7 protein-coding genes are annotated in these 14,680 nt (G+C 62.0%); 2 read left to right on the top strand and 5 right to left on the bottom strand.

Going from position 1 to position 14,680, the window contains the following annotated elements; genetic code table 11:
- The 5 genes from NQ492_RS01965 to NQ492_RS01945 form a co-directional block, all read right to left on the bottom strand.
- The gene (locus NQ492_RS01965) at positions 1-1,098 is read right to left on the bottom strand and encodes a phosphotransferase enzyme family protein (protein ID WP_022062214.1); all 1,098 of its coding nucleotides are present in this window, start codon (positions 1,096-1,098) and stop codon (positions 1-3) included.
- Positions 1,099-1,242: 144 nt separating this feature from the next.
- Positions 1,243-2,238, bottom strand: coding sequence for a DUF5017 domain-containing protein (locus NQ492_RS01960; RefSeq protein ID WP_015546307.1), 996 nt, complete (start codon positions 2,236-2,238; stop codon positions 1,243-1,245).
- Between the two features lie 23 nt (positions 2,239-2,261).
- Positions 2,262-4,091 (bottom strand): RagB/SusD family nutrient uptake outer membrane protein, encoded by a 1,830-nt coding sequence (locus NQ492_RS01955; RefSeq protein ID WP_015546308.1) that lies wholly within the window; start codon positions 4,089-4,091, stop codon positions 2,262-2,264.
- A gap of 23 nt (positions 4,092-4,114) precedes the next feature.
- Positions 4,115-7,252, bottom strand: a complete 3,138-nt coding sequence (locus tag NQ492_RS01950) for a SusC/RagA family TonB-linked outer membrane protein (RefSeq protein ID WP_015546309.1) — start codon at positions 7,250-7,252, stop codon at positions 4,115-4,117.
- 28 nt (positions 7,253-7,280) lie between these two features.
- A complete protein-coding gene (locus tag NQ492_RS01945; protein WP_044054033.1) occupies positions 7,281-10,223 on the bottom strand; it encodes a chondroitinase family polysaccharide lyase in 2,943 nt (980 codons plus the stop codon).
- A 195-nt stretch (positions 10,224-10,418) separates the two neighbouring features.
- Here NQ492_RS01945 and NQ492_RS01940 point away from each other — a divergent pair, with 195 nt between their 5' ends.
- Both NQ492_RS01940 and NQ492_RS01935 read left to right on the top strand, forming a co-directional pair.
- Positions 10,419-11,633, top strand: coding sequence for a YyaL domain-containing protein (locus tag NQ492_RS01940; protein WP_015546311.1), 1,215 nt, complete (start codon positions 10,419-10,421; stop codon positions 11,631-11,633).
- A gap of 11 nt (positions 11,634-11,644) precedes the next feature.
- Positions 11,645-14,677, top strand: coding sequence for a chondroitinase family polysaccharide lyase (locus tag NQ492_RS01935; RefSeq protein WP_015546312.1), 3,033 nt, complete (start codon positions 11,645-11,647; stop codon positions 14,675-14,677).
- Positions 14,678-14,680: the final 3 nt, after the last annotated feature.

Genomic DNA, 14,680 nt, shown 5'->3' with positions numbered 1-14,680 from the left:
TTATTTGTATTTGGCGACGGTTTCCCGTACGATTTCGCACATCGTGCCGTACTGCTCTTCCATGCTTTGCAGCAGTTTGTACTGGGCGCGGGTGCGCACGAGGTTGTGCTCGGGGTATTTCGTTTTGTAATAGGTGTCGCCGTCAATGTAGTCCATCAAAAAACGCAGCACCTGCTCGAAGGTGATGTAACGGGCCGAGAATGCCAGGTGGTCGATTTCGGCCTGGTTGAGCTGTCCGGCCCGCTGCGACAGATAGCCTTCGGTATAGGCGCGGAACATTTCGAGGGACATGCCCACGCGCGAAAGGTCGCGGTCGTCCTCGTCGCCCGTGTTGGCGTAGGAGCGGATGGCGTCGCCGAAATCGTTGAGCGACGTGGAGTTCATCACCGTGTCGAGGTCGATGGCGCACAGCACCTCGCCCTGCTTGTTGAAGAGGATGTTGTTGATTTTCGTGTCGTTGTGGGTCACGCGCGTGGGGATCGTGCCGTCCTCGACCTTCGACCAGAACGAGAGCATCTCGTCGCGGCGCGATTCGATCCAGCCGATCTCCTCCGCAAGGTCTTTCACGCGGCCTGCGGCGTCGCGGCGCAGCGCCTCGTCCCACTGCACGAAGCGGTGGCGGATGTTGTGGAAGCCCTTGATCGTCTCGGCCAGCGGCTCGGTGAAGTCCGCCAGCTGGGCCTGGAACTTGCCGATGCCCTCGCCGCCCTTGCGGGCCAGTTCCGGGGAGTCGGCCTTGTTGTAGGCGATCGTGTCGCTGATGAAAACCGAAACGGCCCAATATTCGCCCTGTGCGTCCACGTGATAGAGCTTTCCGTCGCGGGTCGCAACCACGGTCATCGCCTCGCGTCTGGGGTCGCCCCCGGCGGCTGCGACGCGGCGGCGGATATGATCCGTCACTTTGCGGATGTTCTCCATCATGGCCGGAACGTCGGGAAAGATGCTCTTGTTTTTGCGCTGGAGGATGTAATCCGGCGCATCGCCCGCCGTGCGGACGATGAACGTGTCGTTGATGAATCCCTCGCCCAGCGAGTCGATTGCCGTGATAGCGCCTTCCAGCGCGAACTGCGACGCTATTTCCTGTAATTCAGCCTTCATACGATGAGGTTGTTTCGGTTTTGGTTGTTAAAGGTTAAGTTTCGCCTCCAAAGTTACTGGAAAAAACGCAGAAATGCAACCGGATATTGTGAAAAAGCCCGCCTTTCTTGCTGAAGGGCGGGCTTGCGAAAACTTTCGGACGGGTTATTCGATCGGGTCGATCACCGTGAACGTCACCTCGTAGGGAGCGGGCGCCGACTGTCCCTGGTAGTTGCCGCCGGCGACGATGAAGGTCACCGTGTAGGTCCCCGGCTCGGTGTAGGTGTACGAGTAGCTCGGCAGGTCGTCGGTCACGCCCTTGATGTTCAGGCCCGTGTCGGGCGAGATCGTGTTGAGCGCGACGGGCTGCATGAAGGCCCACTGGTCGATCTCGGGGAAAGCTCCGGCGCTGAAGCCCTGGAAGACGATATTGGCGGTGTTGTTCGCTCCCGGCCGGCCCTGGAATTTCAGGTTGCCGTTGCCCGATACATTATGGATATAGGGGTTGTCGGCGTGCTGCGAAGCCAGCGAGAAGGGGACGAATTCCATGTCCGGGTAGTTGTAGACCTGCGTGTCGTGGCCCTTGAACTTGACCGTGATCTTCGGATTGATCCGATAGGTGCGCATCGTAGTCTTGGGGTCCGGATAGAAAAGGTGCATGCCCCACGAAAAACGGTCGGCGAATCGGGTGATGTCGTAGGTGTAGGTTTTGAACTTGTTCGCGTTGTTCGGCGTGAACTCCAGTTTGGTCCAGTCGGCGCAGTCGTTCGCCGCGATGGCTTCGACCACGGGGCGGTCGGTGGCGGCGTCGCTGCCGTTCAGCCCCGCGAATTTGTTGCCCGCAAACAGGTCGAGGTTGTTCAGCGTGCCGTACTGCTGGCTGATCTCGATCTCCAGTTCGCACGACTCGATGTCGGCGATGTCGACCTTCGTACGGTTGCGGTGCTTGTACTCGTGTCCCGTGTCGCCCGTCCAGACGGTGATGAAGTCGGCGTTGCCGCTGAAGTTGAAGACCACCGGGTCGCCCGTGCGGTAGGTGTTCGTCGGCGCCAGCCGCACCGAGAACTCCAGCGGCTCGTAGATCTCTTCGTGTTCGCACGAGGCTGCCGCGGTTGCGAGGGCCAGCGTCGCCGCGAGGTATGTGATTCGTTTCGTATTCATCGTATGCTCTGCAATTAAGCGTTTTACCATAAGGGGTTCTGTCGGAGCGCGTGGTTCACCGCCAGCTCCTTGGTCGGAATCGGGAGGTAGATGTGGCGTGCCGTCACGTTGGCGTAGTTCGCCGACGCATAGTTCGTATAGCTGACGTTGCGGTACTTGTTCTCCGTCGGCTGGTTGGTCCCGGCGTTGTGCATCTTTTCGACGAACGTGCCCCAGCGGATCAGGTCCCACTTGCGAAGCCCCTCGAAAGCCAGTTCGCGTCCGCGCTCGTTGCGCACCAGGTCGCGGAATGAACGGTAGTCGCCCAGCAGACTCTCGTCGGTCTTGACGCCCGCGCGTTTACGGATTTCCCGGATGGCCTCCTTGGCCTGGTCGTCCGGCGCCCCGGCGTATTCGTTGATCGCCTCGGCGTACATCAGCAGCACGTCGGCGTAGCGAAGGATCGGGAAGTTGATCGTCGTGTAGAGGCTCTTGGCCGACATCTGTTTCTCGTAGACCGTCTCGCGGCGCCATTTGCCGGCGTTGCGGACGGCGCACATCACCGTCGGGTCGTAAACCAGATCGGCGGGGTCGAACGCGTTCTCGATCGTCTGGTCCAGCCCCTCGATGTCGGGCATGGCGAAATTGTTGTTGTAGACCCACGGCGTCTTGAACATGCTCTGCGTCTGTTGCAAGTAGCGCGTCACGGTCTCGCCCGCCTTGTTCTTGTACGAGATTTTCTGGTTGTTCATTCCGCGGTAGTTGTAGCCCGGCAGGTTCCAAGTCAGCCGCTTGTCGATGACCGTGGCGCTGGCCGTTTCGTCTGCCGTGCGGTCGTTCTCCCAGTAGAGCTGCCAGAGGGTGTAGGAGCCGTTGTAGTAGCCGTAGGAGTAGTTGCAGGCCCACTCCGAGTAGTTGGTCGTTCCCGACTGCGACCGCAGACCGATCAGGTCGCCGATGCGGCCGTTCGTCCAGTCGGTCGCACTGGTGCGGTCGCCGAGGAATTCGGCCTCCCACATTGATTCGTGGAACTGCGTGTCGTACTGGTCGCGGATCATGTTGATGAAGACCTCCTCGTAGCTCTCGTTCAGGTCGTGCTTGTGCGAGGCGATCACCTCGTTGGCCCAGTAGGCGGCGCGGCGGTACATCTCCTTTTTATCCAGTCCGTCGATCTGCTTGACGCTCTCGCCGGCCATGAAGAGATAGACGCGGGCCAGAATGCCCTGGGCGACGGTCTGGCTGACGCGCGAGGGGGTGTTGTCGATGGGCTCGTAGAGGTCGGGAATCGTGGCTTCGATCTCGTCGGCGCACCATTTGAGCACCTGCTCCTGCGGCGTTGCGGCCATCTGCACGTCGTTGGGGTTGGGCGAGGTGGTCGCCTTGACGCGCAGGGGCACATCGCCCCACGCCTGCGCCAGCAGGAAGTGGTAGTAGGCGCGCAGGAACCGCGCTTCGGCGATGTAAAGCCCGATGTCCACCGAAAGTTTCTCGGGGTCGATCTCCGTCTTTTCGACGGCCTCGATGTAGCGGTTGGCGTTCTTGATGCCTTCGTAGAGCTTCGACCAGGTGTCGTAGATCGCCGCCGTGCCGGCGCTGTGGTTGTAGCGGTCGGGACGCGATTCGCTGTTGTTGTAGTTGTTGAAGTAGCAGAGGTCGTCGGCGTTGGCGATTTGCAGCGAGTAGTAGTTGCCGTAGAGCGCTTCGCTGTTCAGCACGCCGTAGACGCCCGCCAGACCGTAGATCAGCTTTTGTTCGCTGTTGTAGTAGCCGTCGTCGGGGATGATCTGCGGATCGGTGTCGAGGAAGCTGCACGCCGGAAGGGCAGCGGTGAGCAGCGCCAGCGTTCCCAGTTTCAATATGCTTTTGATTTTCATGGCGTAATGTTGCGTTTAAACCGTTAGAATGTGAGGTTTACGCCGGCCGTGAAGCCGAATGCGCGGGGATATGCCGACCAGTCGAATCCGGGCGTCAGCACCGAGTTGCGGGTCGATACCTCGGGGTCGGGACCGCTGTAACCCGTCAGGGTCCAGATGTTGTCGGCCGAGACGTAGACGCGCATCTGGCTGATGCCCGCCTTGCGCAGCGAACGGCTCGGCAGCGTGTAGCCCAGCGAGACGTTCTTCAGCCGCAGGAACGAACCGTCCTCGATCACGCGCGACGAGTACTCCTCGCGGCCGACGGCGTTCACGCGCGGAATGTTCGACGCGGGGTTCTCCGGCGACCAGCGGTCGGCGTAGGAGGCCAGCTGGTTGGTCTGGCTCCTCCATCCCGACTCGAAGACCAGCCGGTTGGCGTTCAGCACGTCGTTGCCGTAGCTCCACGCGAAGAAGATGTTCAGGTCGAAATTCTTCCAGTTGAAGTTGTTGCCGAAGCCGCCCGTGTTGAGGGGCTGTCCGCAGCCGATGATCGTGCGGTCGTAGTCGTCGATGACGCCGTCGCCGTTCATGTCGCGGTATTTCATGTCGCCCGGCTGCATCGCGTTGCCCTTGAACGAGGGAACGCCGCTGACGAGGTTGCCCTTGTCGTCGAAATCCTCGGCCTTGTAGGTCCCGTCGTAGATGAAGCCGTACATCATGCCCGTGGGCTTGCCCACCTGCGAGATGTAGGGGAACTGCGAGTTGAAGCGCGTCTCCCACGATACGGAACTCTGGAGCGTGTTCTGTCCGTCGACCAGCCCGAGAATCCGGTTGCGGTTGAAGGCGATGTTGAACGACGTGGACCACTGGAACTGACGGGTCTTGACGTTCACCGTTTCGAGCGTCAGCTCGAAGCCGCGGTTGCGGATCTTGCCGATGTTGAGCATCCCCTGCTCGAAGCCCGACGAGGCGGGCAGCAGGGCGTAGAGCAGCAGGTCGCGCGTCACCTTGTCGTACCAGTCGGCCGTCACCTTGATGCGGTCCTCGAAGAACCCGAGGTCGAGACCCGCGTTCCACTGCTCGGTGGTCTCCCACTTGAGCCGCTCGTTGGCCATGTTCGAGACGTAGTAGCCCGGCACGCGCTCGCCGCCGAACACATAGTCGAGCGAGTTGCCCGAACCCGGGTTGACGGTGATCTGCGAATAGAAGTCGTAAGGGGTCTGCGTGCGGTTGTTGCCCGTCAGGCCCCACGAGAGGCGCAACTTGCCGTTGCTCATCCACTCGCTCTTCTTCAGCAGATTCTCGCGGTTGAAGTTCCACGAAAGGCCGGCCGAGGGGAAGTAGCCCCAGCGGTTGTCGGAGGGGAATTTCGACGAGCCGTCGGCGCGGAATGAGAAGGTCAGGTAGTATTTGTAGCGGAAATTGTAGTTGGCGCGCAGGAAGGCCGACATCATCCGCCAGTCGTAGTAGTTGCTCTGGACCTTCTGGTAGTTGCCCGTGTGGATGCCCGCGATGCCCAGCTCCTCGGAGGTGATCTGCGTCGACGCAACGCCGTCGTAGGTGTTCTTCTGCCCCTGGAGCGAGAGTCCCGCCATCAGGTCGAGGTTGTGGCTGCGCCCCAGGCGCTTCTTGTAGTTGAGCGTGTTTTCGTTCGACCAGCTCGTCTGGTCGGTCCAGTAGATGGCGCCGTTGACGCCCTTGCCGCTGGGCGAGCCGGCGTAGCCCGTGTAGGTCTCGCTGCCGTTGAACTCCTCGCGGCGGCGTTTGTTCAGGACGTAGCCGCCCGTGGTCTTGAACGTCAGGTCGGGGGTGATCTTCCACGTCAGCGCCAGGTTGGCGTTGAGGTAGTCCACCAGCGTCTTGCGGTATTCGTTCTTGGCGGTCTTCACCGGGTTGAAGCGGTAGTCGTTCGATCCGTCTACGGCTTCGTCGAGCATCGAATCGAGTATGTCCTGCCCGGGAGGCGTTACGGGGCGGTAGCCCCAGACCGAGTACATCAGCCAGCCCGACGACGACGAGGTGGTCTGCGCCGTGGTGGGGGTCACGCCGTTGGTCGCCGTGCGCGAATAGTTGGCGTTGGCGTTCAGCGTGAGTTTTTTCGAGATGGGCAGCGTGAAGTTGGCCTTGCCCTGGTAGCGCTGGAAGTTCGAACGGATGATGATGCCGTCCTGGTCGAGCGCCGAGAAGCCCACGTTGTAGCGCAGCCCCTCCTTGTTGCCGCCCGAGAGCGAGACGTTGTAGTTCTGCTGGAAAGCCGTGCGGTAGAGCTGGTCCTGCCAGTCGATGCCCGGGATGTGGCGGTAGTCGTCGAGCGTCAGTCCCTCGCTGAAATAGCTCTTGTTCATCGTCTCCTCGCTGATCAGTTCGCTCTGAAGCCGGACGAATTCGTAGGAGTCCATCAGGTCGGCCTTGTTGGCGATCTTGTTCAGGGAGAACGAGGCGCTGAAGTTCACCGTGGGCTTGCCCTCGTTGCCGCGTTTGGTGTTGATCACGATGACGCCGTTGGCTCCGCGCGCTCCGTAGATGGCGGTCGCCGAAGCGTCTTTCAGCACGTCGATCGACTCGATGTCGGCGGGGTTGATCGACGCGGCGAACGACCCTTCGGACGGGAATCCGTCGATGATGTAGAGCGGGGCGTTGCTCTGCGTGAGCGAGTTGTTTCCGCGGATGGTGATATTGGCTTCGGCGCCCAGCGAGCCGTCGCCCGTGGTGACGACCACGCCGGCGATGCGTCCGCCCAGCGCCTGGTCGAAGTTGGTGACGTTGGCCTTCATCATCGTTCCCAGGTCGGCCTTGGCCACCGAGCCGGTGAGGTCGCGCCGCGTGGTGGTTCCGTAGCCGATGTTGACGATCTCGACGGCGCCGATCTGCGACGCCTCTTCGGTCATCTTGACGTTGATCGCCGTGCGTTTGCCGACATACTCCTCGACGGTCGTGTAGCCCAGATAGGAGAAGACCAGCGTCTGGTCCTCCCGGGCCTTGATCGAGTAGCTGCCGTTGGCGCCCGTGGCCGTTCCCGACTGCGTCCCCTTGATCAGGACGGTTACGCCCACCAGCGGTGCACCGTTGGCGTCAACCACGCGTCCGTCCACGGCGTTCTGCGCAAAGGCGTCCCCCCCCCGGAGTACCGATAGGGTCACCAGCGCTGCCGCGGCCATGCGTTTAAGTGCTTTTTTCATAAATAAATCAGGTTGTGGGTGAAAATGGTTATTTCTTCTTGAGCCGGAACTCCACGGGCTGTCCGTGGCGGCAGGTTATCTTCAGCAGCGTTCCGGTGTCGTGGGAAACGGCCTCCACGCCGGGATATTGTGCGGCAAGCTCCCATGCGCCGTCCAAAAGCACCTCTTTTTCGATGGGGCGGCTCTCCTGACGCGTGGTGTAGGTCTTCTCCGTGAGGCCGAGGTCGGGCGTGCAGACGCTCATCACGACCTGTCCGTCCGTGTCGGTGCGCTCCATGACGATCGACTCTCCGGTCGCTTTGCGCACAAGCCCCTGGCCCGTGTATTCCCCGAAGCAGACGTAGCCCGTGATGCCCGTGGCGAGGTCCTTCACGACGTGGGCCGTGTTGTCCCGGCGCAGCACTTCGTAGCCGTCTTTCTTGATCAGGCGCGTGATCTCCTTGTTCGTGGGCTGGATGTAGACCGCATATTCGTAGGCGGCCTGCTTGGGGGCGCGGCCGTGGTCGATCCAGGCCGTGGCGAAGTTGCCCGTCTGGGGTGCGCGGGTCTTGTCGTTGGGCGAGGTCTGCTCCTTTTTGGTGATGTTCACCGCTGCGGCGTTCTTCACCACGTAGAAATTGCCCTTCGTGTCGGAGAGCGCCAGCCGCTCGCCTCCCTTGGAAAGGTTGAGCGGGAAAGCGTCGTAAAGCTCGCCGTCGACTTCTATCTGTTCGGCCGGGCTGTCCATCCGCAGCTGGAAAAGCGTCGTTTCGGTGGGGTATGCCTGGTTGTCGTTGTCGATGCCGCTGCCGAGGAAGACCATCCGGTTGTCGAAGCAGAAGACGGATTTGTACGCCGTGGCCCCGGGGGTGAAGTTCTTGCGGTCCTTTTCGACGAAGTGCAGGGCCAGTATGCCGTTGCGGCCTTCGAGCGACGAGGCGCCCGAGAAGCGCTCGGGGTTGCGCTCCATGAGCGTCCCCGGCAGCGGGCTTTCCAGTTCGGGGTAGGGCAGATGGATGGTCGTGGCGCCCGGCACGCGGTTCCAGTCCCAGCCCTCCTGCACGAATCCGCTCGCCGCGGCCGAGACGGGATTGCCCGAACCGATGATCGGCGCCGAACCGTAGCTCTGGTAGCGTCCGTAGCGGTTGTCCTTGGTATAAATCTCCGATCCCCAGACATCGGTGTTGAATGCTTTGAGCGTCACCATCCAGTCGCCGCGGCGGTGGATGCCCGCGGCCCCGTAGTTATAGACGAAGAATCCCGAGGGCGTGGGACCCGCCGAAATCCCCTCTTTCCTGAAGAGGCTGTTCAACTCCTTGTCCGTGCCTTTCAGGCGCAGGTAGGCGCCCGCCAGTTCGGGGTCCGCGCCCTTGCCGCTGCCCGTCAGGTCGCCCAGCGCGGCCAGATAACCGAATGCGTTGACGTCGGCGTCGGGGATGCGGCCGTTCTTGCCGAAGGGATGGCGGCCGGCCAGGCCGAGGCCCCAGTCGCGCAGATCGGTGTAGCTGGCCATGGTCATCAGCGCCAGCTTGAAGTTGCGGCGCGCCTGCTCCGAGAGGGTGAAATCCGTTCCCCGGGTTGCTTTGCAGAAGTAGCCGATCATGGCGAACGCGCCGGTCGAGTAGGCGGGGTAGAAGCCGCCGTGGTGGAAGGTCGTGCCGTCGGGCTTGATGCCGCCGATGGTGCCCGGCGTGAAGTCGAGGCTCCCCGAAAGCCATACGCCGAGGCTCTTCATGGCGCGGTACTGTTCGGCCTCGTCGGGCAGCATCAGCGCGCTGACGATCTTGGGGATGAGCAGCGTGTGCCACGAGTCGAGCAGCTCGTCGCGGCCGTAGACGTAGGGTTTGCGGGTCTCCGCCAGGCCACTCCAGTAGGCCAGCACCTTGACGTATTCGTCGGTCTTGCCGCGTGCGGCGATCTTGTCGCGCATGAGCCACATGGCGTCGTAGATCTTGCGTATGTTGTAGCCGTAGTGGTGGTTGGTTCCGTTGCCGTGGCCGAAGGCGAAGCCCTGGTCGATGGCGTGGTCCATCACCAGAAAGAAATCGTCGTCGTATTGCGGATCTTTGTTGATATGGCTGTTCAGCGCGAAGGCGTTGAGCATGTTCTCGATGTCGTCCAGGCGCAGTTCGCCTTTCGGGCGGTTGCACTCGTCGTTCGAGAGCAGCGGGGCGCCGATGATCCCGCCGTCGTCGGTGCGGCGGATCGCGGCCTTTTCGAAGGTCGCCCGGGCGCGCGGGATGATCGTGCCGTTGATGTAGTTGGCGCTCGACATGTTGGCAGCGACGATGCTTTCGATGCGCGATTTCACGGCGTCGAGCTGGGCCTTTTCTGCGGGCGTGACGTCGCGCAGCGGCTCTTCGTATTCGTACTGCTCCCACTCCCAGAGGCGCGCCCAGTGCCACAACTCGCGAGAGAGATTGCAGTTGTTGCCGGGAATCTGCTTGTCGGGGGTGATCTGGTCGTGGAGCTTGACCTCGGAGAAGGTCAGGCGGTCGAGGAACAGCTCGCCGCTTTCGACCCCGGCGGGCGTCGAGATCGTCAGCCGGGATACCTGCTGCGAGGCGTGGTCGCCCGGCATGTCGTTGTACTTGATCCAGCAGGCGCGCCAGCCCGTGAAATCCATGTGGAAATCGAACCGGTAGGGGACTTCGCCGGTGGGCGTCTCGAACGAGAACCGCATGTCGGCGTCGACGGCCCTGGGGTTGTAGATCCAGAGCATGACGCCCGCGCCCTTGACCCGCAGCGAGCGCATCAGCTGTCCGAAGTCGTTGAAGCGGAGCGTCGACGGCGCGCTCCACGACCAGCGCAGCGAACGGTTCCCGTCCTTGTAGTGGAGGCCGCTCAATTCGGCCGTGCTGTTTTCGCCGCATACGAAAGCCTTGGGAATTTCCGTTTCGAAACTGATTTTGGCGTCGATTGCCGCAGCGGCATGCTGGCCCCAAAGCGTGCTGAATAGTATCCAAATCGCTGGTACAGCGTGTTTTAACATATTTTTCATAGATTCATATTTGGTCAAAAATAAATAAAGAAATTGGTTCGCCAAAATTTTTCAAAGAGAAAATAATAAAAATTTTACATTCATCAGAAAAGATTATTAAAATATGTTGCAAGTCCGAAAAAAACTTTACCTTTGTCCGAAAAGCTGATTTGGTTTACCAAAATAATCATGTTAATCACCTAATTTATGAAGATCTTATTTAAATATGCGACCGTCGCGCTCCTCCTGGCAGGGGCTGCCGCCTGCTCGCAGCCTTCGAAGCGCGCTTCGATCATTGACGAAAACATCGCCGTCGCCGAAAAGCAGATCGGCATGCTGGCCGATTCGAGCGAGACGGGCGGTGTGATCCGCATCCCCTCGACCTGGAAGAACGGGCGGATCGACTACGTGCCCGTCGACGACTGGGTGAGCGGTTTCTTCGCCGGGACGCTGTGGTACATGTACGAACTGACGGGCGACGAGGCATGGGCCGCGCGCGCACGGAAGCATACCGAGATCCTCGATTCGGTGCAGTACCTGCAATGGCATCACGACGTGGGCTTCATGGTCTACGACAGCTACGGCAACGGACTGCGGCTGAAAAACATACCCGGCTACGAGGATGTGATCGTCCAGACGGCCAAGTCGCTCGCGACGCGTTTCCGGCCGGTGCCGGGCGTCATCCAGTCGTGGGACGCCGACCGCGGCTGGCAGGGCGAGCGCGGCTGGCAGTGCCCGGTGATCATCGACAACATGATGAATCTCGAACTGATGTTCAAGGCCACGGAGTTTTCGGGCGACAGCACCTATTATAATATCGCGGTGAAGCATGCCGACCGAACGATGAAGGAGCACTTCCGCGACGATTACAGCTGCTATCACGTCGTGGACTACGACCTGACGACGGGCGACGTGCGCGGACGCTGCACGGCGCAGGGCTATGCCGACGATTCGGCGTGGGCGCGCGGACAGGCATGGGCCGTCTACGGCTATACGGCCTGCTACCGTTACACGGGCGACAAACGCTACCTCGACCATGCGCGGAAGGTGGCCGGTTTCATGCTCGACGACAAGAACATGCCCGCCGATCTGGTTCCCTACTGGGATTACGATGCGCCGAACATTCCCAATGAACCGCGCGACGTCTCGACGGCGGCCATCATCGCTTCGGCGTTCTACGAAATGTACACCTATACGGGGGACGGGCTGTATAAGCAGAAGGCCGACCGGATCGTCGAGTCGCTCTCGTCGCCGGCCTACCGCGCTCCGGTGGGCGGCAACGGTGGGTTCCTGCTGATGCACTCCGTGGGCAGCATCCCGCACGGCAGCAATATCGACGTGCCGCTGAACTACGCAGATTACTATTTCCTTGAGGCGCTGATCCGCAAGGGCCGCTTGGAGGCGGGCGAACCTTTGTTTTAAACCGGACGCCCATGTATAAACTGTTGTTTCTCGCCGCTGCGTCGGTGTGGTCGTGGGCCGCACCGGCGCAGTCGGTGCGGGAGGTCGCCGATGCGCGGATTCTTTCGTTCGAGGAGTCTGCGGCGCCTTTCACGGCGTCGGAAGGCTCGTCGCTGTCCGTCTCGGGCGACCATTACAAGCACGGCGCGCACGCGCTCCGCTGGCAATGGTCGCGGGCGGGCGCCCGGGTGCGCATCGAATCCCCGGTGGGTTACCTGTCGGAAAATCCCAATCCCAGGGAGACCTCCGTTTCGACCTTCGTGTTCTGGGTCTACGCCCCGAAGGCGCTCGACGGGAAATTGCGTTTCGAGTTCCGCAAGGAGGGGCGCACCTGCGCGTGGTTCGACTACGGACTGGAGTTCACCGGCTGGCGCGGGGCATGGGTGGCTTTCGACCGCGACATGCAGGGCCGGCCCGAGGAGGGGATGGACGAACTGGTCGTCACGGCGGAGGGCGTCGAACGGGGCGAGTTGTATTTCGACCACCTGATTCTCTCCTCGTTTCAGGACGTGCGGCACCATACGGCCGATTTCCAGGCGCCGTTCATCAACGCCGCGACCACGAGCCACTGGCTCACGCTGCTGCAATCGTGGCGCAATCCGATGCCCGCACTCCCCGCCGCGGTCGGTGAGGGGGAGCGGCGCGATATGGCGACCGTCGAACGGCGTCTGCGCGAACTGCTGCTCGAAGGCCGGAAGCCGATGGCGATGAAGACCCTGCGCAAACGCTTCGACGCATACGGCATTGCGGAAAATCCCGACGGGACGCTTCGGGGCAAGCCGATCTGGTTCGTGCGCTATGCCGAGACCTATATCAATCTGGGCCATCCCGATGTCGGCAAACTGTTCAACGACAACGGCCAGACGCTGCGCAAATACAACGACTTCCTGTTCCAGGTCGCCGTGGCCCACGATGCCGCTGCGGACGCCGCCGAGCGGGCGGAGCTGGAGCGGATGTATGTGCTGCTGACGCGGCATCTTCTGGATCAGGGCTTCGCCGCGGGAAGTGCGCAGGGAACCCTGCACCACCTGGGGTACAGCATGCGCAATTTTTACACGGCTCCCGTCATCATGCGCGACGTGCTGCGTCGCGCCGGGCTGGAACACGACGTGCAGCAGGCTATGGAGTGGTTTTCGGGCGTGGGCGAGGTGAAACTTCCGCCGGCGGAGCCGGGGATGGACATCGACGCGTTCAACACCTCGCTCGTCGGCCGTCTGGCGAGCATCGTGATGCTCCCGGACACCCCGGTGAAAGCGGCCTGGCTGGAGGCGTTCTCCCGCTGGGTCGACAACGGATATAAGGTCACCGAGGGGACCGGGCCCTGCTTCAAGAGCGACGGCACGGTCTTCCACCACCGGCGTCACTACCCGGCCTATGCCGTGGACGGGTTCAGCGGCGGGGCCGTGAATGCCGTGTGGCTGTTGTCGAAGACGCAGTTCGCGGTGAGCGCCGAAAGCCATGCCGTTCTGAAACGCGCGCTGCTCGAAATGCGCTTCTACTGCAACCTGCGGTCGTTTCCGCTGGCCCTTTCGGGCCGTCATCCCGACGGCCGCGGAGAACTGGTCCCGTGGCATTATGCCCGGCTGGCCGTCGCGGGTACGCCCGACGGCCGCGGGGAGATCGACCCGGAGCTGGCCGCCGCCTACCTGCGCGTGGCCAAAGGAAAAGACGCTTATACGCGGCTGTTCGCCGAAAAGGGCTTCGCTCCCGAACCTTCGCCTGCGGGGAACCGCGTCTACGGCTACAATGCCTCGGTGTCGCACCGGCGCGCCGACTGGCTGGTGACCGTCGCGGGCCACAGCCGCTATCTCTGGTCGGCGGAGATTTACCAGGGAGCCAACCACTACGGTCGCTACCTGACGCACGGCAGCATGCAGCTGCTTGCAGACGGCGATCCCGTGAGCGCCTTCGGCAGCGGGTTCCGGCAGGAGGGCTGGGACTGGCGGCACATTCCCGGGACGACGGCGCTCGAAATCCCGATGGAGCGGATGAAGGCCGATATCCGGAACGTCGACACCGCGTCGGGCTACGAGGAGATGCTCCTCTCCGACGAGGCCTTCGCCGGAGGCGTCAGCCACAGGGGCCGCGACGGGGTGTTCGCGATGGAACTCCACGAGCACGACAAATACAACGGTTCGCTGCGGGCGCGCAAGTCGTGGTTTTTCTTCGACAACCGCATCGTCTGTATGGGTTCCGACATCGAAAACAAGGCCGAGGGCGGTGTGCATACGACGCTGTTCCAGAATTTTCTGGCGGACGCGGCCGATCCGCTCGTCGTGAACGGCGAGGCGGTGACGCAGTTCCCCTACCGGGCCGAACTTGCGGGCGGCGCCGTCCTGCGCGACAACCTGCGCAACGCTTACTTCGTGCCGAAAGGTAGGGTAGTCGTTTCGAAATCACTTCAGCGTTCGCTCGACGAGGAGACCGACGCCCCGACGCAGAACAATTTCGCAACGGCGTGGATAGATCACGGCAGCGGGTCCGTCAGCGGCGGCGGGTACGAATACATGCTGGCCGTGCACGCTTCGGACGAAGAGGCGGCCCGCTACGCGCGGGAACTTCCCTACGAGGTGCTGCGCCGCGACGCCTCGGCGCATATCCTGCGCGACAGGCCGTCGGGCATTACGGGCTATGCCCTTTTTGCGGCCGGTAAGGTGGGCGAGGGGTTGCTGGAAAGCGTTTCGCTGCCTTCGCTGGTGATGATCGGCGGGGATGGCGAAGGGCTGACGGTGAGCGCTGCGGACCCCGACCTGCGTTTCTACGAGGGGCCGAGCGACGAGGTGTTCGATGCCGACGGCAGGCGCGCCGAGCGGAGCGTCTACTCCCGCAAGTGGATCGACAATCCCTCGGGAGAGTCGCAGCTGGAGGTCGTGATCCGCGGCCGCTGGCAGTCCGCAGACGATAGGCCGGAGTGCCGGATCGAACCCGCGGGCGAAAACACCGCTTTGATCTTCACGTGCCGCGAAGGTGCGACGCGCGAAGTGAACCTGATTGAAATGAAATAAGAC

This window comes from Alistipes shahii WAL 8301 (assembly GCF_025145845.1).
GTDB classification, from domain to species: Bacteria; Bacteroidota; Bacteroidia; order Bacteroidales; family Rikenellaceae; genus Alistipes; species Alistipes shahii.
This window is presented reverse-complemented; position numbering and strand designations above follow the sequence as displayed.